General features: G+C 73.9%; 13 protein-coding genes. 8 read left to right on the plus strand and 5 right to left on the minus strand.

Annotated features, from left to right (window positions below):
• Window positions 1-267 precede the first annotated feature (267 nt).
• Window positions 268-438, plus strand: coding sequence for a hypothetical protein (locus ACFWR9_RS27530; protein WP_383846574.1), 171 nt, complete (start codon window positions 268-270; stop codon window positions 436-438).
• A gap of 531 nt (window positions 439-969) precedes the next feature.
• Here ACFWR9_RS27530 and ACFWR9_RS27535 read toward each other — a convergent pair.
• Entirely contained in the window at window positions 970-1,155 is a 186-nt protein-coding gene (locus tag ACFWR9_RS27535) for a DUF6104 family protein (RefSeq protein WP_064729792.1), read from the minus strand.
• Between the two features lie 197 nt (window positions 1,156-1,352).
• Between ACFWR9_RS27535 and ACFWR9_RS27540 the strand changes: the two genes are divergently transcribed.
• The 7 genes from ACFWR9_RS27540 to fxsT all read left to right on the plus strand — a co-directional run bounded on the left by ACFWR9_RS27540 (window position 1,353) and on the right by fxsT (window position 12,599).
• A complete protein-coding gene (locus tag ACFWR9_RS27540) occupies window positions 1,353-1,709 on the plus strand; it encodes a CU044_2847 family protein (protein ID WP_383846575.1) in 357 nt (118 codons plus the stop codon).
• The gene (locus tag ACFWR9_RS27545; RefSeq protein ID WP_383846576.1) at window positions 1,706-3,664 is read left to right on the plus strand and encodes a trypsin-like peptidase domain-containing protein; all 1,959 of its coding nucleotides are present in this window, start codon (window positions 1,706-1,708) and stop codon (window positions 3,662-3,664) included. Before ACFWR9_RS27540 ends, ACFWR9_RS27545 begins: the two co-directional genes overlap by 4 nt.
• Before the next feature lie 133 nt (window positions 3,665-3,797).
• Window positions 3,798-4,796 (plus strand): AAA family ATPase, encoded by a 999-nt coding sequence (locus ACFWR9_RS27550; protein WP_383846577.1) that lies wholly within the window; start codon window positions 3,798-3,800, stop codon window positions 4,794-4,796.
• 3 nt (window positions 4,797-4,799) lie between these two features.
• Entirely contained in the window at window positions 4,800-8,174 is a 3,375-nt protein-coding gene (locus tag ACFWR9_RS27555) for an SAV_2336 N-terminal domain-related protein (RefSeq protein WP_383846578.1), read from the plus strand.
• Entirely contained in the window at window positions 8,171-8,323 is a 153-nt protein-coding gene (locus tag ACFWR9_RS27560) for a hypothetical protein (RefSeq protein WP_383846579.1), read from the plus strand. Before ACFWR9_RS27555 ends, ACFWR9_RS27560 begins: the two co-directional genes overlap by 4 nt.
• Complete coding sequence (locus tag ACFWR9_RS27565; RefSeq protein WP_383846580.1) at window positions 8,320-9,537, plus strand: FxsB family cyclophane-forming radical SAM/SPASM peptide maturase; 1,218 nt, start codon at window positions 8,320-8,322, stop codon at window positions 9,535-9,537. The genes ACFWR9_RS27560 and ACFWR9_RS27565 overlap by 4 nt, the downstream gene beginning before the upstream one ends.
• A gap of 101 nt (window positions 9,538-9,638) precedes the next feature.
• Entirely contained in the window at window positions 9,639-12,599 is a 2,961-nt protein-coding gene (fxsT, locus tag ACFWR9_RS27570; protein ID WP_383846581.1) for an FxSxx-COOH system tetratricopeptide repeat protein, read from the plus strand.
• Between the two features lie 85 nt (window positions 12,600-12,684).
• Here the strand turns inward: fxsT and ACFWR9_RS27575 are convergent, their stop codons facing one another.
• The 4 genes from ACFWR9_RS27575 to ACFWR9_RS27590 form a co-directional block, all read right to left on the minus strand.
• Window positions 12,685-16,494 (minus strand): multifunctional oxoglutarate decarboxylase/oxoglutarate dehydrogenase thiamine pyrophosphate-binding subunit/dihydrolipoyllysine-residue succinyltransferase subunit, encoded by a 3,810-nt coding sequence (locus ACFWR9_RS27575; protein WP_383846582.1) that lies wholly within the window; start codon window positions 16,492-16,494, stop codon window positions 12,685-12,687.
• A gap of 281 nt (window positions 16,495-16,775) precedes the next feature.
• Window positions 16,776-17,900, minus strand: a complete 1,125-nt coding sequence (locus ACFWR9_RS27580; protein WP_383846583.1) for a sensor histidine kinase — start codon at window positions 17,898-17,900, stop codon at window positions 16,776-16,778.
• Window positions 17,897-18,637, minus strand: coding sequence for a response regulator transcription factor (locus ACFWR9_RS27585; RefSeq protein WP_064729795.1), 741 nt, complete (start codon window positions 18,635-18,637; stop codon window positions 17,897-17,899). Before ACFWR9_RS27585 ends, ACFWR9_RS27580 begins: the two co-directional genes overlap by 4 nt.
• Before the next feature lie 113 nt (window positions 18,638-18,750).
• Window positions 18,751-19,449: a spermidine synthase gene (locus tag ACFWR9_RS27590; protein ID WP_383846584.1), complete on the minus strand. Its 699-nt coding sequence runs from the start codon at window positions 19,447-19,449 to the stop codon at window positions 18,751-18,753.
• Window positions 19,450-19,527: the final 78 nt, after the last annotated feature.

A 19,527-nucleotide genomic window follows, 5' to 3' on the forward strand; every position in this document is an offset into this window, starting at 1 on the left:
CCCGAGGATCGGACCCACCGATGGCGACCGCACACGGCCACGCCGCGCCCGAAAAGCCCGAAACACTCAGGCAACCACAGAATTCTAGAGACGCTGGGCGGACTGCTCACGCGCGCGGGAGTCGCCCTCCCCGCCGGACTCGCCCCCGGTGCACCTGCCGGCCGTCTCGGCGCGGCCGCCGGCGCCCTGCCCGACGCCCGCCGGACCGGGACCACCACGCGTCGCCCGACCGCCGACGAGAGCCGCCTCGCGCCCTGGATGCCCTGGGTGGGCGGCCCCGGGGCCCGGGTCCTCGCCCTCGCCCAGATGGCGGCCGGTCTGCCGCTCACCGCCTGGGGAATGCGGCGCCGCAGCGGCGGCTGGACCACGGCGGGGCTGCTGCTGATCGCCCACGGGGCGCTGGGCACGGCCTACGGCCTCTCACGCCGCCGCCCCTGACACCGCGCGGGACCCGCCCGGCCCGCCGTACGCGGCCTTCCCGGCCCGCGCGCGGCTTTCCCGGTCGGCCGCATGCGGCGCTCCTCGGCCCTCGTGCGGACTTCCAGTCCGTCGTGCGCGGCACTCTCGGCGCGTGGCCTTCCCGGCACCCGCGCGCGGCGCTCCCGGCACCCGCGCGGCCTTCCCCCGTGCTCCGCGTGGGCGCTACCGGCCCCCGCGCGGCGCTCCCAGTCCGTCGTGCGCGGCAGTCTCGGCGCGTGGTCTTCCCGGTGCTCCGCGCGCGGCGCTCCCGGCACGGGCGCGGCCTTGCTGGTCCGCCGTACACGGCACTCCCGGCACCCGCGCGGCCTACCCGGTCCGCCCCGTGCGGCACTCCCGCCGTGCGGCCCTCGCGGGCGGCCGTGCGCCGCGCTCCCGGTACCCGCGCGGCACTCCCGCCACGCCGCGCGCGGCACTCCCGACCCCCGCGCGGCACTCCCAGCTCCCCGCGCGGGGCACTTCAACCCCCGCGCGGCACCACCGCCCCCCCGGTCAGTCCTCGTCCTCGTCCTCGTCGTCCAGGCGGGCCAGCCACGTCGCCAGGCGCTCGACCGGTACCTCGAAGTCCGGGTTCAGGTCGACGAAGGTCCGCAGCTGCTCGGCCAGCCACTCGAAGGTGACCTCCTCCTCGCCGCGCCGCTTCTCCAGTTCCTCGATGCCTCGGTCGGTGAAGTACAACTCATGCTCCTGATGCGGGTGGGGCGTGCCCACGGGCGTGCCCACGGCGTGTCTTCCCAGCGTAGACCGTGCGGCCGGGCCCGCCCTCCCGGTGTGGCGGCGGGGGTCGCGTGCGGCCGGGCTGGGTATTAGCCTCGGGGTCAAGTAGCCGGTGTCCGCGCGCGGTTGGGGCGCGGCGGACTCGACGGGGGAGCGAGATGAGCCGCATCCAGGACGTGGAACTGCCGGACGGCACGGTGATCACCGCCCGCATCAGCGAGGCGGACGGGTACGACGACCAGACGGACGTCGGCTTCGCCGAGGAGGCCGTCGCCAAGGTCGAGCACCTCCAGGAGCTGATCACCGGGGTCGGCTCCTCCGTGCTGAACGCGGCCCGCGCGGCCGGACCCAGCGAGGCCGCCATCACCTTCGGCGTGGAGCTGACCGCCAAGGAGGGGCTGGCCGTCGCGGTGCTCGCCCGGGGCGAGGCCAAGGTGTCGCTGGAGGTCACACTGACCTGGCAGTTCGACCGGGACGCCGCACCCGTGGGCGGGCGGGGGCCCGGCCGGGCATGAGCGAGGGGAACGACCGCCTCTACGAACTCGCCCGCGCCGCCACCGTCCACCTGCTGCCCGCACGGGGCGCCGACACGCCCCTGTGGGGGAGCGGCTTCTTCGTCGCGCCCGGCTGGGTGCTCACCGCCGCCCACGTGCTGCGTCCGCACCTCGCGAAGGACACCGGCACGGTCTTCCGGGTGCGCGGCGAGGGCGTCGACGCCGAGGCCCGGCTGGAGCAGTGGCTGCTCACCGACCCGCGCCGCACCGTCGTACCCCTGGAGGAGGACCTGGCCCTGGTGCGGCTGGCGGGGGAGCCCGAGGAGCAGCACCACGAGTGCGTGTGGCTAGGCGACCGCGCGGTGCGTCATTCCGGCGTCGTCAAGGTGTGCGGCTACTACCCCGGCCCGCCCGAGACGCACTTCCGGATCGTCGACGCCGAGATCAACGGCCACGAGGACCGGCACGGACTGATCATCAAGCCCGACATCGACTTCCCGGCCGGCGTCTCGGGCGGCCCGCTCCTCGACCCGGAGACCGGCGCCGTGGTCGGGCTGATCAAGTCGCGGCGCAAGCAGCAGGACGGCGGCAAGGCCGTCGCGATCTCCGCGCTGCGCCGCTTCGGACGGACGTACCGCACCGTCATGGCCGCCCACGACCGCTGGCACGGCGACGAGCCGCAGTCCCCGGCCGGCGACAACTGGATAGACCTCCAGGGCGGTCCGCCGGCCGGCGGCGGCGAGCAGTGGACCCCCGCCGACCGCCGCGAGGCACTGCGCCTGCTGGCCGAACTGCCCCCGCCGCCGGACGAGCCCACCGTCGAACTCCTCGCGAAGAAGGCGCGCAGCCACAACCAGTGGCCGGGCGGCACGCCCGCCCTGCTCACCTGGCGGGACGGCGCGGGACTGCTCTACGAGGGCGCGCGCCCGCTGGAGGCGCTGACGTTCCTGCGCTATCTGCGCTACGTCGAGCTGTACACGGCCTCCCGGGGCGGCGACGCCACCGCCCTCGGCCACTGGATCGGCGTGCGCCTGCGCCGGGAACCGCGCCGGGCCATGCACGACTTCGTCCGCGACGCGCGCCTCCCCGAGGCCCTGCACCCCGCACCCGACGGCGGGCCGGAACGCGTCGTGATCCCGTACCCGGGGCCGGGCGAGGGCGGCACCGTCGCGGTCCTGCTCGACCCGGTCATCGGCGCGCGGCCCGCCCGCTTCTTCTGGCAGATCTGGTTCGACGACGGACAGGGCGAGCCCGAACTCCACGAGGCCGACGGCTCCGTGCACGGGCACGACCCCGCCGCCCTCGTCCAGGCCATGCGCGGGCCGCTGGGCGTGCTGCTGCGGGCCAAGGACCAGGAGAGCCGGCCGGTGCCGCTCGAAGTCGCCCTGCCGGGGGAGCACTTCGACACCGCGGCGCACCGCTGGCGCTTCGACGACATCGCCGAACTGAACGACGCCGGACACCTGGGGGCGCGCCGCCGGGTGGTCCTGCGCGCCCTTGAGCGCCGGGGAGATCCGGACAAACTCTGGGCCGAGCGCTGGCAGGCCATGGCCGCCCAGCAGGGCTTCAGCGGCTGGCGCACCGCGGCGCAGGGCGACTTCCCCGGCGTGCACGGCTACCGCGATGCCGCCTTCGACCGCATCCCGGTCATGTGCCGGCCGGCCGGACGCGGCCCCGGGCGCACCGCGATGAGGCTCGCCCTGGAGAGCGGCCACGGCGTCGCCCTCTGGCACGTCGACGGCCACTCCTCGGGTGCCTGCCCCGCCTCCTGCGACACCCTGTACGCCCGCGCGGAGGAACTCCTCGGGACGCTCGGCTCCCTCGCCGAACTGCCGGACCTGATACGCCACGTGCGTCAGGACGTCAGCGAGCTGCGGGCCGACCGGGCCTGGGCCGAACCGGTGGCCCTCCTGTACGACGATCCGCGCCGCCCCCTGCCCTCGGAGGAGGGCGGCACCCTGGACGCCCCGCTGTGAGGGAGGTGAACTGGCCGGAAACGGTCGTTCCCGGGGGACGCCGCGGGTACATTCGCAGGGGCCCGTTGTGGGTGCGCGACGCCCTCGTCGGCCAGGCCGTGGACTACCACCGACCGTCGACGAGGAGCACCGTATGAGCGAGTGGTTCATCTACCGGGGGACCGGGCAACCGGACCCGGAGCGGATCGGGCAGTTGCCCGCCCCGCCTCCGTGGCGGGCCTTCGACACCCCGGCCGTGGACTACGACGTACCGGACCTCGGCTCCGCCACCCACCGCCGCCTCGGCGCGCGCACCGTCCCGCTGCCCATCCAGGACCCCGGCACCCTCGAACTGGTCAACGCCGCCCTGTACCTGCGCCGCCCCCTGCTCGTCACCGGCGAACCGGGCGTCGGCAAGTCCACCCTGGCCCACTCCATCGCGTACGAACTCGGCCTCGGCCGGGTCCTGGAGTGGCCGGTCGTCAGCCGCAGCGAACTGCGCGACGGCCTCTACACGTACGACGCCATCGGCCGCCTCCAGGACGCCCAGTTGCCGGACGGCCTCCGCTCCCCGGACATCGGCCGGTACATCAAGCTCGGCCCGCTCGGCACCGCCCTGCTCGCCGCCGACCGGCCCCGGGTGCTGCTCATCGACGAGCTGGACAAGAGCGACATCGACCTGCCCAACGACCTGCTGAACGTGCTGGAGGAAGGCGCGTTCGCCATCCCCGAGCTGGAGCGGATCGCCGACCGCACCCCGGTCGTCCAGGTCCTCACCGCCGACGGCGGGCGGGTCGCGGTGACCGGCGGTCAGGTGGGGTGCCGGGCCTTCCCGTTCGTCGTCATGACCAGCAACCGCGAGCGCGAGTTCCCCGCCCCGCTGCTGCGCCGCTGCATCCCGCTCGACCTCAGGGCCCCGCGCGACGAGCGCCTCGCCGCCCTGGTGCAGGCCCATTTCGGCCAGGGCGCGTACGACGACAACCGCGACATCGTGGACCAGTTCACCCGCGCCGAGACGGACGGGGCCCTGCGCCCCACGGACCAGCTGCTCAACGCGATCTTCCTCGCCCAGCACGCCGCCCGCGACGCCGCGCACCGGCGGGAGGAGATCTCGGATCTGCTGATGCAGCCCCTGGACCGCGGGCTGCGGTAGCCGATGGCCGCCCAGGAACCCCCGCCCCCGGCCGACGGCACGGCACCCGTGCTCGCCGCGCTGGTCGCGCGTATGCGGGACGCGGGGATCGGGCCGGGCGTCGAGGAGCTGGCGGACGCGCTGTGGCTGGCCCGCTGGCTGCCCGGCCCCGCCCGCCCGCAGACCTCCGGCGCCCCCGGCGCGGACCGCCCCGCCGGTGACCCGGCCGGCGGACCGGGCACCGCGCCCCCGCCACCGGCCCCCGTGCCGTCCGCCGCGCCGGGCGGGGCCACGCCCTCCGACAGCGCCTGGCTGTTCGCCCCCGGCGGCGGGGACGGCGCCGGAACCGGCGAGGGCGGCACCGGCGGCGGGCTGGCACCCGTACGGGTCCCGGCCGCACCCGCCCTGCCCGAACCCCTCGCCCTCCAGCGCGGCCTGCGGCCCCTCCAGCGCTACCGCGCCCCCGTCCGCCCGGTCCCGCGCACCCTGGACGAACGGGCCACCGCCGAACGGGCCGCCGAGTCCGGGCTCGTCCTGCCCGTACTGCGCACCGACCGGCGCCGGGAGGCACGGCTGCTGCTCCTGATGGACGTCTCGACCTCCACCGTCGTCTGGCAGCAGGCTCTCGACGAACTGCGCCAGGTCTGCGCCCGCGCCGGCGCGTTCCGCGAGCTGGCCGTGCAGTACCTGCACGAAGGACCGGGCGGCCTGCCCGGCTGCTCCTCCCGGCCGGGGACCGGCGGCCCGCTGCACGCGCCCGAGCAGCTCAGCGACCCGACGGGGCGCCGTGTGACCCTGGTACTCAGCGACTGCGCCGGACCCATGTGGCGCAGCGGCCGCATGCAGCGCCTGCTGCACCGCTGGGCGGCGACCGCGCCCGTCGCCGTCGTCCAGCCGCTGCCGCAGCGGATGTGGGTCCGCACCCACCTCCCGGCCCGCCGCGGCCTGCTGCACCGGCGCGAGGGCCCGGCCGGGGCGCTGGAGTTCCTCCCCGACCGGGGCGGACCCGAGCGGGGCGCCCTGCCGGTGCCCGTACTGGCGCTGCGCCGCCCGTCGGTGGAGGGCTGGGCGCGGCTGGTGTCCGGCGCCACCGGGCAGTCCCTGGCCGCCGCCGCGGGCTGGGTGCGCGCCGACCACTCCGCCTCCGCCGCTCCGGTGCGCGCCGCCGAGGAGCTGGGCGGAGCGGACCGGGTCCGGGCGTTCTGGCGCCCCGCCTCCCCGGAGGCCCGCCGCCTCGCCGTGTACCTGTCCGCGGTGCCGCTCTACCTCCCGGTGATGCAGTTGGTCCAGCACGCGATGCTCGCCGGGAGCGGCCCCGACGTGCTCTCCGAGGTGCTGCTCGGCGGGCTGCTGCGCCGCCGGCCGGACGCCGACGACCCGAAGGCCGTGCGGTACGCCTTCCTGCCCGGAGTCGCCACCGAGCTGCGGGCGCGGCTGACGGTCGAGGAAGTGGAGCTGCTGTTCAAGCACTGCTCCGAGTACGTGGAGCGCCGCTTCGGCCGCAGCGTGCGCAACTTCCCGGCCCTGGCCGGGGCGTTCCTGCGCGGCACCGTCACCCCCGGGGAGGGGCTGGCGCCCGTCTCCGGCCCCGGCCCGGACGAGCCCGCCGGGCTGCGCGCCTTCGCCGAGGTGTCGGCGGAGGTGCTGCGGGACCTCGGGGCGCGGATGCCGCGACCGGCCGCGGGCCCCGAGCTGAGCGTGCCGGAACTGCTGGAGCGGGGACGCGAGGCGCAGGCCCGCTTCGAGGCGGAGGGGCTGACCCGCGCCCTGGACGACGCGGTCGGCCATCTGCGCCAGGCGCTCGCCGCCGCGGGCACGGGGGAGCGGCGCGTGGAGGCCGCGGAGGAACTGGCGCTGTCGCTGCTGCGCCGGTGGCAGGCGGGCGCGGACGGCGAGGATCTCCGGGAGGCCTGGGAGGCGCTGGCGGACCTGCCGTGGCTCACCGGGCGCGGCCACTTCGCGCGGGGCACGGTCTGCGCGGACCAGGCCGCCGCCGTACGCGACGAGGGCCTCGGCTTCCCCGGGGTGACCGACGATCTGCGGGACTGGGCCGCTTCCGTCGCGCCCGACGGCCAGTACCCGGCCGAGTACGCCCGCGCGGTGCTGCTGTACCTGGCCGAGCGGGACCTCGCCCTGGCCCTGGACGCGCCGGAAGAGAGCGCCGGACGGCGCCGTGCCACCTGCCTCGCGCTGATGAAGCTGCGCCGCCTCATCGCACTGGCGGGCGTAGTGCGGCCCGGGCCCGACGGGCCGTACGCCACCGTCGACGGCCCCGTGGCGTGGTACGTCGGTCATCTGAGCCGGGCCATCGACGCCGCCACCGGGGAGGTGGCCGAGGTGCCCGGCGCCGAGGACGTCCGCGCGGAGCGGGGCCGCCTCTCGCTCGACCTGGCCCGGCAGTTCGCCGGGAGGGGCGCGGCCACCGGCCCTCCCCCCGCCACGGCGGACGCCGCCGACGTCCTGAGGAACGGCGTCGTGCTGACGGCCACCTCGGCCGTCCTGGACCTCAAGGCCGCACTGCGCGCGGAGCACCCCCTGCCCGCCGCCGAGCGCTGCCGGACCTGGCTGGACGTGGCCTCCGCAGCGGAACTCGCCGGCCCCCGGCAGACGGACGGGGAGCACCCCCTGCTCCGGGAAGCGCTGGAGCAGGCCCTCGCCGCCGCCGCCGCCGCCGACGACGACGACCTGCGGATCGAGTGCCACACCCGCACCGCCCGCGTCCACTGGGACCGCCACACCCGCACCGGCGAGCGGCACGCCCTGGACCTGGCCGTCGACGCCTGGGACGCGGCCGTACGGCTGCTGCGCGAGGACGACCCCCGGCTGCCCGTGGTGCTGACCGGCCACGGCACCGCGCTGCACCGGCGCGGCGAGCACCACGACGCGCCGCGGGACGCCCACCGGGCCGTCGACGCGCTGCGCCGGGCCGTCGACGAGACCTTCCCCGACGACCCCGAACTGCCCCCGCGCCGACGCCTGCTGGCCGCCGCCCACGTCGGGCGCTACCGGCACGCGCACGTGCTGTCCGACCTGTACGAGGCCGACTGGCTGCTGGGCGAGGCGGTCCGCGGCTCCGAGGAGCCGCGGTTCCTGGCGCTGTGCCTGATCCTGCGCGGCACCGTCGCCGAGTACCTGCACGACCGGCTGGGCACCGCCGGCCACCTCGACAAGGCCGTGGAGCACTTCACCCGCGGCGTCGGGCACGCCCGGGAGGCGGACGCGGACGCCCTGACCACCCTGGCCCTGCGCGGCCGGGCCGTCGCCCGGGAACGGCTCGGCCGTGCCCGCACCGCCCTCGCCGACTACCGCGAGGCGCTGAGCCTCACCACGGACACCGCGCTCGCCGGGCGGCTCCGCGCGGACATCGCCCGCCTCACCTCCGGAACGGCCGACGCGTGAGTGACCCCACCGACGACACGGAGATACCCCTGCCCGCCCTCCACCGCCCCGCCCGCACCGACCATCCGGTGCTCGCCGCGGTCCTCGCCGAACTCCGCGTCCGGGACGGGGAGACCACCGTCGTCGCCCACTACGAGGACGCGCCGTGACGGCCCGGCCCCGGCCGCCCGCCCACCCCGTCTGGCCGCACACCGGGCTCGACGCCACGGACCACGTCCCCACACCCCTGCGGCAGTTCGTGCTCAAGGTGCACGGCCGCTGCAACCTCGACTGCACCTACTGCTACCTCTACCGCGGCCAGGACAGCGGCTGGCGGGACCGCCCGGCCCGCGCCGACGCCCGCACCATGGACCGGGCCGCCGCCCGCATCGCCGAGCACGTCCGCGCCCACGGCCTCGACCACGTCCGCGTCGAACTGCACGGCGGCGAACCCCTGCTCACCGGCCCCGCCCCCGTCCGGGCCTACGCCCGCGCCGTCCGCCGGGCCGTCCCCGAGGGCTGCCGGGTCACCGCCACCGTGCAGACCAACGGCACCCGCCTCACCGAGCGCGGCCTGGAAGAGCTCACCGAGGACGGCATCCGGGTCGGCCTCAGCCTCGACGGCGGCCGCGCCGCCCACAACGGGCGCCGCGTCGACCACGCGGGCCGGCCCGCCTGGCCCGCCGCGCTCGCCACCGCCCGTCGGCTCGCCGCGCACCCGGACGCGTACGCCGGGATCCTGTGCACCGTCGACCTGGCCGCCGACCCGCTCGACGTCTACCACTCGCTGCTCGAACTCGCCCCGCCCCGCCTCGACCTCCTCCTCCCGCACGCCAACTGGGACCGGCCGCCGCCCGGCCTGCGCGGCGGCCGGCCCGGCAGGCACCGCCCCGCGCCCACGCCCTACGGCGACTGGCTCGCCACCGTCTTCGACGCCTGGTGGGACGGGGGCCGGCCGCGCACCCGCGTACGGCTCTTCCAGGAGATCGCCGCCCTGCTGCTCGGCTCGCCCGGCGCCGCCGAGGCCGTGGGCCTGTCGCCGGTCGCCGCCGTCGTCGTCGAGACCGACGGCACCATCGAGCAGGTGGACTCGCTCAGGTCGGCCTACCGGGGCGCCGCCGAGACCGGACTCGACGTGTTCCGGCACTCCTTCGACACCGTCCTGCGCCACCCGGGCGTCACCGCACGCCAGCTCGGCGAGCGCGCCCTGGGCGCCGAGTGCCGCGCCTGCCCGGTGGTCCGGGTGTGCGGCGGCGGCAACTACGTGCACCGGTACGCGCCCGGCACCGGCTTCCGCCACCCCAGCGTGTACTGCGCCGACCTGGAGCGGCTGATCCGGCATGCCGCACACCGGCTGGAACACACCGTCCGTACCGGCACATGAGCGGGATGTCACGCCCAACTCCGCACGCGACAAGTCGCTTTGACGCACAATTGACTAACCTGTGCTCAGTCGTGACCAGGTTCAGCTGAGGGGACTGCGAAATGGTGACGGAGCTGGGACACGTCACGGTGGTCTTCGCCGGGCAGAGCGAGTCCTGGGCCAAGTGGATCGACCACCAGGTCCGCGCCGCCGGCCGGACCACCACCCTGGTGCGCTGGAACCCGCTGCGCCGCCCGCCGACCGCCGACGCCCTGACCGACCTGCTGGGCGCCCCCGGCCGCATCCTGCTCGTCATCGACGACTGGTACGAGCGGCTGGGCACCGAGCGCTTCCAGGCCTGGGCCGGAGTACTGCGCGAGGTGCTGCCCGACGTCCGCGACCGCGTCGCCGCCGTGAGCGTCACCGCACAGCCGCTGCCCGCCGAGGTCGTACCCCTCGCCCCCGTCGAGCTGCGCGGCCTGCGGCCCGAGGTGGCCCGCGCCCGCGTCCTGGAATGCGCCGGCATCCCGGCCCCCGGCCTCCTCGTCGACCTGCGCCGCGGACCGCGCTTCCCGGACGACCCGCCCGAGGTGTGGCACGTCCCGCGCCGCAACCGCCGCTTCATCGGCCGCACCGAACTCCTGGAGCGGATGTACGAGGCCCTCACCGGCGCCGGACACGACGGCGCCGTCCTCGCGCTGCGCGGCCCCGGCGGCGTCGGCAAGACGCAACTGGCCCTGGAGTACGCCCACCGGTTCGCGGGCGAGTACGACATCGTCTGGTGGATCACCGCAGCCCAGCGCGTCACGGCCCGCTCCCAGTTCGCCGACCTGGCACCCGAACTGGACCTCCGGGACGCCGGGGACCTGGCCGCCACCATCAAGGCCGTACGCCGGGAACTCGACCGTACCGCCCGCCCGTGGCTGCTCGTGCTGGACGGCGCCGGCGACCCGGAGAAGGTGCTCGACCTCCTGCCCGAGGGACGCGGACACGTCCTGGTCACCACGCACCGCACCGAGTGGGCGGCGCAGGGCGAGACCCTCCAGATCCCGGTCTTCGAACGCCGGGAGAGCATCGCCTTCGTGGCCCGGCGCACCGCCCGGCTGAGCACCGACCAGGCCGACCGGCTCGCCGACGCCGTCGAGGACACGCCGCTGCTGCTCGACCAGACGTCGGCCTGGCTCGACACGAACCCCGCCATGTCCGTGGACGAGTACGTACGCGACATCCGCGACGGCAGCCCGGACCGCTTCGGCCACATGCCCTCCCGTGACTATCCGGAGAGCTTCCAGGTCGCCTGGGCCAAGCTCCTCAACACCCTGCGCGAGGGCGCCGAACCCGCCTGGCACCTGCTCAACCTGCTGGTCTGCTTCTCCCCCGAAGTGGTCCCGGTCCGGCTGCTGCAGACCGCCCGGCACGCCGACCTGCCGCCCGAGCTGGCCGAACTGGTCGCCGAGCCCAGCAGCTGGAACTCCGCCCTGCGCAAGCTCTCCGAGATCACCTCGATGCGCATCGAGTACGAGCAGGGCCCGCGCCTGGACACCCAGACCGTCGGCACACTGCGCATGCACCGGCTCTTCCACCGCTACGTCCGGTACGTCCAGTCGCCCGAGGACGCCGAACGCCACTTCGCGGCCGCCCGCCGGCTTCTGGTCTCCGCCGACCCCCGCGACTCCTCCGCGCCGGGCAACTGGACCCGCTACGGCGCGCTCATCCCGCACCTGGAGCCGGCCGGCGCGCTGGACTCGTCGGACGAGGACGTCCGGGACCTCGTCCTGAACTGCATCGAGTACCTGCGCATGCGCGGCGAGTACGACGACGGCCGGCGGCTGAGCGGGCGTGCCGTGGAACGCTGGCGCGAGACCTCGGGCGACACCGACCGGGCCGTCCTGGTCGCCGTCCACCAGCTCGCCAACATGCAGCGCAGACTCGGCCGGTACGCGGAGGCCGAGGCGACCGGACGCGAGACGATCCGGCGTCTGCGGGCCGCGAGCGGCGTCCGCCCCATCGAGCTGATCCGCGCCAAGGACGGGCTGGGCGGCACGCTCATGGCCCGCGGCCGGTACGGGGAGGCGCGTGCCCTGTTCGAGGAGGCCGCCGGCACCGCGGCCGTCGAGCTGGGCGGCGAACAGGTCCCGCGCACCCTCACCGTCCGCAGCAACCTCGCCATGGCCCTCGGCCTCCAGGGCCACTACACCGAGTCCCTCGCCCTGCACCGCCGGATCTTCGAGGCCCGGGTGGAACTGCTCGGCGGCAAGGACGCCCTGACGCTCAACTCGGCGCTGCGCACCGCCTGGATGCTGCGGCTGCTCGGCAACTACCGTGAGGCGCTGGAGATCCAGGGGCACAACTCCCGCCTCCACAGCCAGGTCCTCGACCGCAACCACGGCCAGACCCTGCACGCCGAGCACAACCTCGCCCTGTGCTCCCGCCGGGTCGGCGACCTCCAGTTCGCCCACGCCATGATGCGGGGCGTGCGGCAGAAGCTGCTGCGCCGGCGCGGCGCCCTGCACCCCGAGTCGCTGCTGGTCTCCTGCGACTACGCGATGCTGCTGCGCCAGCTCGGGGAGACGGAGGAGGCCCGCGGCCTGGCCGAGGCCACCGCCACGCACTACGCGGCGCAGCTCGGGGAGGACCACCCGTACACCGTGGGAGCGCGGGACAACGTGGCCGTGATCATGCGCGACTCGGGCGAGACCCGGGCCTCGCTGGAACTCTCCCGGCAGTGCACCGCGCGGATGGAGAAGGCGGTGGGCCGGGACCATCCCTGGTCCGTCGGCTGTGCGAAGAACGAGGTGGCCGCGCTCGCCGGCGCCGGGGAGAAGGAGGCCGCGGCCACCCTGGGCCGGGACGCCTGCGCCCGCTCCGTCCGCGCCCTGGGCGAGAACCACGTCCTCACCGTCAGCCTCCGGGCCGGACTGGCGCTGGACCTGGCGGCCCTGAGCGAGCGCGAGGAGGCCGAGGCCCTGCGGCGGGACGTGGACACCAGGCTCACCGCCCTGTTCGGCACGGACCATCCGCACATCCGGCAGATCCAGGAACGGCACCATCCCTACTGGGACTTCGAACCCCAGCCCATCTGACGGCCGGCGCGCGGGACGACCGCGGGACGCCGAAGGGGCCGGCCCCGTTCCCGGGACCGGCCCCTCCTGTCGGCTCTGTGTGCGATCAGGCCTCGAAGACCTCACGCACCAGCTGCTCCTGCTCGGCCTGGTGCCGCTTGGCGGAACCCACGGCCGGGGACGAGCCGTGCGGGCGCGAGATCCGGCGCAGGCGCTCGCCGTGCGGGATGTCGGCGCCGACCGCCAGGTCCAGGTGGTCGATCAGGTTGAGCGCGATGAACGGCCAGAAACCCTGGTTCGCCGGCTCCTCCTGCGTCCACAGGTACTTCTCGGCGTTCGGGTACTTGGCGATCTCCGCCTGGAGCTCGGCACCCGGCAGCGGGTACAGGCGCTCGATGCGGAGGATGGCCGTGTCCGTCACGCCGCGCTTCTTCCGCTCGGCGTCGAGGTCGTAGTAGACCTTGCCGGAGCAGAAGACGACCTTCTTGACGGCGGCCGGGTCGACCGAGTCGTCGCCGATGACCGGGCGGAACTGGCCCGTCGTGAACTCCTCCGCCTTCGAGGCCGCGGCCTTCAGGCGCAGCATCGACTTCGGGGTGAAGACGACCAGCGGCTTGTGGTGCGGGTTGTGCACCTGCCACCGCAGGAGGTGGAAGTAGTTCGACGGCAGGGTCGGCATCGCGACCGTCATGTTGTTCTGCGCGCAGAGCTGGAGGAACCGCTCCGGGCGGGCCGAGGAGTGGTCCGGACCCTGGCCCTCGTAGCCGTGCGGCAGGAGGAGGGTCACGCCGGAGGTCTGGTTCCACTTCTGCTCGGCCGAGGAGATGAACTCGTCCACGACCGTCTGCGCGCCGTTGACGAAGTCGCCGAACTGCGCCTCCCACATCACCAGCGCCTCGGGGCGGGTCAGCGAGTAGCCGTACTCGAAGCCCATCACCGCGTACTCGGAGAGCAGCGAGTTGTAGACGTTGTACCGGGCCTGGTCCTCGGACAGGTACAGCAGCGGCGTGAACTCGTCGCCCGTCTCACGGTCGATGACGACCGCGTGGCGCTGGCCGAAGGTGCCGCGCTGCGAGTCCTGGCCGGACAGCCGGACCGGGACGCCCTCCAGGAGCAGCGAGCCGACGGCGAGGGTCTCGCCCATGCCCCAGTCGATCGTGCCGTCCTCGACCATCGCCGCCCGGCGCTGCAGCTGCGGCAGCAGCCGCGGGTGCACGGTGACGTGGTCGGGGATGTTGACCTGGGACTCGGCGATCCGCTTGACCGTCTCGGCGGTGACCGCGGTGTTCACCGTGACCGGGAACTCGGCCTGCGGCTCCGAGGGCTCCGCGGCGGCCGGCTGGGACGCGGCCTCGCGGACCTCGGTGAAGACCTTCTCCAGCTGGCCCTGGTAGTCCTGGAGCGCCTGCTCGGCCTCTTCCAGGGTGATGTCGCCGCGACCGATGAGCGACTCGGTGTAGAGCTTGCGCACCGAGCGCTTCTTGTCGATCAGGTCGTACATCAGCGGCTGGGTGAAGGCCGGGTTGTCGGTCTCGTTGTGACCGCGGCGGCGGTAGCAGATGAGGTCGATCACCACGTCCTTGTTGAACGCCTGACGGAACTCGAAGGCCAGCCGCGCCACGCGGACGCAGGCCTCCGGGTCGTCGCCGTTCACGTGGAAGATCGGGGCCTCGATCATGCGGGCCACGTCGGTAGCGTACATGGAGGAGCGCGAGGACTCCGGGGCGGCGGTGAAGCCGACCTGGTTGTTGATGACGACGTGGACCGTGCCGCCGGTGCGGTAGCCGCGCAGCTGCGACATGTTCAGGGTCTCGGCCACCACGCCCTGGCCCGCGAAGGCCGCGTCGCCGTGGATCGCCACCGGCAGGACGGTGAAGTCCGTGCCGCCCTTGTTGATGATGTCCTGCTTGGCGCGCGAGACGCCCTCCAGGATCGGGTCGACCGCCTCCAGGTGCGAGGGGTTGGCGACCAGCGAGACCTTGATCTGCTCGCCGTCCAGGCCGGTGAAGGTGCCCTCGGCGCCCAGGTGGTACTTCACGTCACCGGAGCCGTGCATCGACTTCGGGTCGAGGTTGCCCTCGAACTCGCGGAAGATCTGCGCGTACGACTTGCCGACGACGTTGGCCAGCACGTTCAGCCGGCCGCGGTGGGCCATGCCGACGACGACCTCGTCCAGGCGGGACTCGGCCGCCGAGTCGATGACCGCGTCGAGCAGCGGGATGACGGACTCGCCGCCCTCCAGGGAGAAGCGCTTCTGGCCGACGTACTTCGTCTGCAGGAAGGTCTCGAAGGCCTCCGCCGCGTTCAGCCGGCGCAGGATGCGCAGCTGCTCCTCGCGCTCCGGCTTGGTGTGCGAGCGCTCGATGCGGTCCTGGATCCACTTGCGCTGCTTCGGGTCCTGGATGTGCATGAACTCGATGCCGGTGGTGCGGCAGTACGAGTCGCGCAGCACGCCGAGGATGTCGCGCAGCTTCATCAGGGACTTGCCGGCGAAGCCGCCGACCGCGAACTCGCGCTCCAGGTCCCACAGGGTGAGCCCGTGCTCGGTGATGTCCAGGTCGGGGTGCTTGCGCTGCTGGTACTCCAGCGGGTCGGTGTCGGCCATGACGTGGCCGCGGACCCGGTAGGAGTGGATCAGCTCGAAGACCCGGGCGGCCTTGGTGACGTCGTCGTCGTGGCTGGCGTCGATGTCCTTGAGCCAGCGGACCGGCTCGTAGGGGATGCGCAGCGCCTTGAAGATCTCGTCGTAGAAGCCGTTCTCGCCGAGGAGCAGGTTGGCGACCTGGCGCAGGAACTCGCCGGAGGCGGCGCCCTGGATGACCCGGTGGTCGTAGGTCGACGTCAGCGTCATGACCTTCGAGATGCCGAGCTTGTTCAGGGTGTCCTGGCTGGTGCCCTGGAACTCCGCGGGGTAGTCCATGGAGCCGACGCCCATGATGACCGCCTGGCCGGGCATCAGGCGCGGCACCGAGTGGACGGTGCCGAGGCCGCCGGGGTTGGTCAGGGAGACCGTGACGCCGGAGAAGTCGTCCATCGTCAGCTTGCCGTCGCGGGCGCGGCGGACGATGTCCTCGTAGGCCTGCCAGAACTCGAAGAAGTTCAGCGTCTCGGCCTTCTTGATCGCCGCGACGACCAGCTGGCGGTCGCCGTTGGGCTTGACCAGGTCGATGGCGAGGCCGAGGTTGACGTGCGCCGGCTTGACGAGGGTCGGCTTGCCGTCCTTCTCGCCGAACGAGTGGTTCATCGTCGGCATGGCCTTGATGGCCTGCACCATCGCGTAGCCGATCAGGTGCGTGAAGGAGATCTTCCCGCCCCGGGCCCGCTTGAGGTGGTTGTTGATGACGATGCGGTTGTCGAACAGCAGCTTCACCGGGACGGCGCGCACGGACGTGGCCGTGGGCAGCTCCAGCGAGGCGTTCATGTTCTTCGCGACCGCGGCGGCCGGGCCGCGCAGGGTCACCAGCTCGGGGCCCTCGGGGGCGGCGGTGGCGTCCTTGGCGGGCGCGGCGGCCTTCGCCTGCGGCTGCGCGGCGGGCTTGGCCGGCGCGGCAGCGGGCTTGGCGGCCGGAGCCGCCGGCGCCGCGGCGGCGGGCTTCGCGGGGGCGGCCGCCTGGGGGGCCGCCTTCGGCTGGGCCGGGGCGGGAGCCTGCGCCTGTGGTGCGGGGGCGGCCTGTGGCGCGCTGCCGGAGTCCGTGGCCGTGGCGCCGGGGGCGGCGGCCTGGGCCGCGGGCGCCCCTGGCTTGTAGTCGGCGAAGAAGTCCCACCAGGCTCGGTCCACGGAATTCGGGTCCTGGAGGTACTGCTGATAGATCTCGTCAACGAGCCACTCGTTGGCACCGAACGCGGCAGCGGGGTTCTTGCCCGCTTGATCGGTGTCGGTCGAGATACTCGAGTTACTGGGGGACTGTGGCGACACGGCGAGAACCGCCCTCTTCCGCTTCACAAGATGGTGGACAGCGGGAATCAAGGCTACGCCTTGCCGACCCCGAAGGTCAGGTCGGGCCCGTTCATCGTCGCGTAAGTCACATCGCGGACGGTGTTTCGGCGCTGGAAATGGCGGGAAACAAGCGAGGTTCTGCTGCGTGTGGGAAGGGCGGAGCGGGACCCGGCGCCGGGAAAACGCGGGCCTGTCCCTGATCACACGTGTCCGCCAGGACGGATACTCGTGGATCTTGAAGCTCCGCTTCGAACCCTACGTCAACCCTGCGTCGACGGCAGGCCCGGAAGAGTGATGAGAATCCGGCAGCCGCGCTCGGATTCGGCCACGCCGATCCGGCCGCCGTGCAGATCCACCGCCCAGCGCGCGATGGCCAGGCCGAGACCGGTGCCGCCGTCGCTGCCCGGACCGTGCGGCCGGGACACCGAACCCCGGTTGAACCGCTCGAACACCCGGCGCCACTCCGAGCGCGGAATACCGGGGCCTTCGTCGAGAACCTCCAGCTCAAGCGATTCGGGCAGCTCCCCGCGGCGCGCCCGGACCGTCACGCGGCCGTGCGGCGGGCTGTGCTTGACCGCGTTGTCGATGAGGTTGGCGACGACCTGGTGGATGCGCTCGGGGTCGGCGTGCGCGGTCAGCTCCGGCGGGAAGACGTCGAGCGCCAGGTGCACGTCGGTACGCGTGTGGCTGCCCGAGCCGGAGGCGATGCCCGCGCGGGCCGACGCGACCATGTTGGCCTCCTTGAGCACGCCGGAGAGGTACGGCCACACCTCGAAGCGCCGCCTGCGCAGCGGTATCACGCCGTTGTCCAGGCGGGAGAGGTCCAGCAGCGTCTCCACCAGCCGGCCGAGCCGCTCGGTCTGCCCGAGCGCCGTCCGCATGGTCTCCGGGTCGGCCTCGGTGATGCCGTCGACGATGTTCTCCAGCACCGCGCGCAGGCCCGCGATCGGCGTGCGCAGCTCGTGCGAGACGTTCGCGACCAGCTCCTTGCGCTGGAGGTCCTGCGCCTCCAGGTCGTCGGCCATGCGGTTGATGGTGCCGGCCAGGTCGCCCAGCTCGTCGCGGCGGTTCTCGCGCACCCGGCGCGTGTAGTCGCCGTGCGAGATGGACCGGGCCACCGCGTTCATCTCGTCCAGCGGCGCGGTCAGCGAGTGGGCCACGAACTGGGTGATCAGCAGCGTGGCGATCATCGAGAAGACCGTGATGAAGCGCAGCTCCGTCTTGGTGTGCACTGCGATCACCGAGAGACCGGTGGTGATCAGCACCGATGTGACGACCAGCGCGCCCAGCTTGGTCTTGACCGAGAACGGGCGTACGCCGCCCCAGGGCTCCCCGGTGGATCGGGGGCCGGGGCTCCTCCGTGCGGCCTCCCGCCCTCGGCTCATGGCGTCGGGGTCTCCAGCGCGTAGCCCACGCCGTGCACGGTACGGATGCGCTCGGCGCCGATCTTCCGGCGCAGCGCCTTGATGTGGCTGTCCACGGTCCGGGTGCCGGAGGCGTCCGCCCAGTCCCACACCTCGGCCAGCAGCTGTTCACGGGAGAGCACCGCGCGCGGGGTGTTCGCCAGGCAGACCAGCAGGTCGAACTCGGTGGGGGTCAGGTGGACGTCCTCGCTGCGCACGCGCACCCGGCGCTGCGCGTGGTCGATCTCCAGCTCGCCGAGGCGCAGGATGCCGCTGCGCGGCGTCGAGGCGGCCACGACGGCCCGCTCCACCCGGCGCAGCAGCACGTGCACGCGTGCGGCCAGCTCGCGCATCGAGAACGGCTTGGTCATGTAGTCGTCGGCACCCACGCCGAGCCCGACCAGCATGTCCGTCTCGTCGTCGCGCGCGGTGAGCATCATCACCGGCACCGGCCGCTGGGCCTGCACGCGCCGGCAGACCTCCAGGCCGTCGAAGCCCGGCAGCATGATGTCGAGGATCAGCAGGTCGGGCTGCCAGGCCTCGGCCGTGTCGACGGCGGACGGACCGTCGCCCGCCGTCTGCACCAGGAACCCCTCGGCGCGCAGGCGGGTCGCGATGGCGTCCACGATCGTCTGGTCGTCCTCGACCACCAGCACCCGGCGCTGTGCGCCCTGGGTGGCAGCGGCCGAGCCGTTGTGGGAGGTCTGTGTCTGCTCCATCGCCCGCCCCTGAGGTGTGCTTTCCGGAATCCGTGGGGTGATCCCATGACTGCGCTTGACGCTTGAATGATCCGCGTCAGAGCAGCAGCGTACGGGGAGTCCCCACGGCATTGCTATCCAGGACCGACGCCGAGGTGGACGACGTCCGGAACGCCCCGGGCAACGGGGATCTCTTCGGTACGCACCTGCTGGAATCCGGCATTACGCAAGGTTTCTTCGAATTCCGGAGAGGGCTGCGCAGACCATACGGCAAGCACCCCGCCGGGTCTCAACAGCCGTGCGCAGCCCGCCAGTCCGGACGGTGCGTACAGCCCGTCGTTGCCCTCGGTGACGGTCCAGCCGGGGCCGTTGTCGATGTCCAGACAGAGCGCGTCGTACGTGTCGGAAGTCTCATTGACGTACGTCACCAGGTCCGCCTCGACGACCTCCGCGCGCGGATCGGCCAGCGCCCGCGCGGACAGCGCGGAGAGCGGTCCGTCGCGGTGCCAGTCGATGACGGCGGGCTCGCGTTCGACGACCACGATCCGGCCCCAGCGGGCGTCGGCCGCCGCGTGCGCGAGCGAGAAGCCGACGCCGAGACCGCCGATGAGCAGGTGCGGCGCGGTCGGTCCGCCGGACCCGGCGAGCGCGTCGGTCGCCGCGTCGACCAGCCGCCGCTCCGAGCGCCCGTCGGAGGTGTCCATCAGGAAACAGCCGTTCGCGATGATCTGGAGCAGCGCCCCGTGCCGGCGCAGGACGACCTCGCCGTACGGACCCTCGCGGCGGTCAAGCACCTCGGGGGCCTCGCGGAAGTCGGGGGGAGTGATGGCCATCGGCCCATCCTGGCAGGGAATGCCGTGGCGGCCGAGGGCGCTGCCGTCCACAGGGTCCGGAAGGCCCCGGACCACTGA

It is taken from the genome of Streptomyces sp. NPDC058534, from assembly GCF_042717365.1.
Taxonomy (GTDB): domain Bacteria; phylum Actinomycetota; class Actinomycetes; order Streptomycetales; family Streptomycetaceae; genus Streptomyces.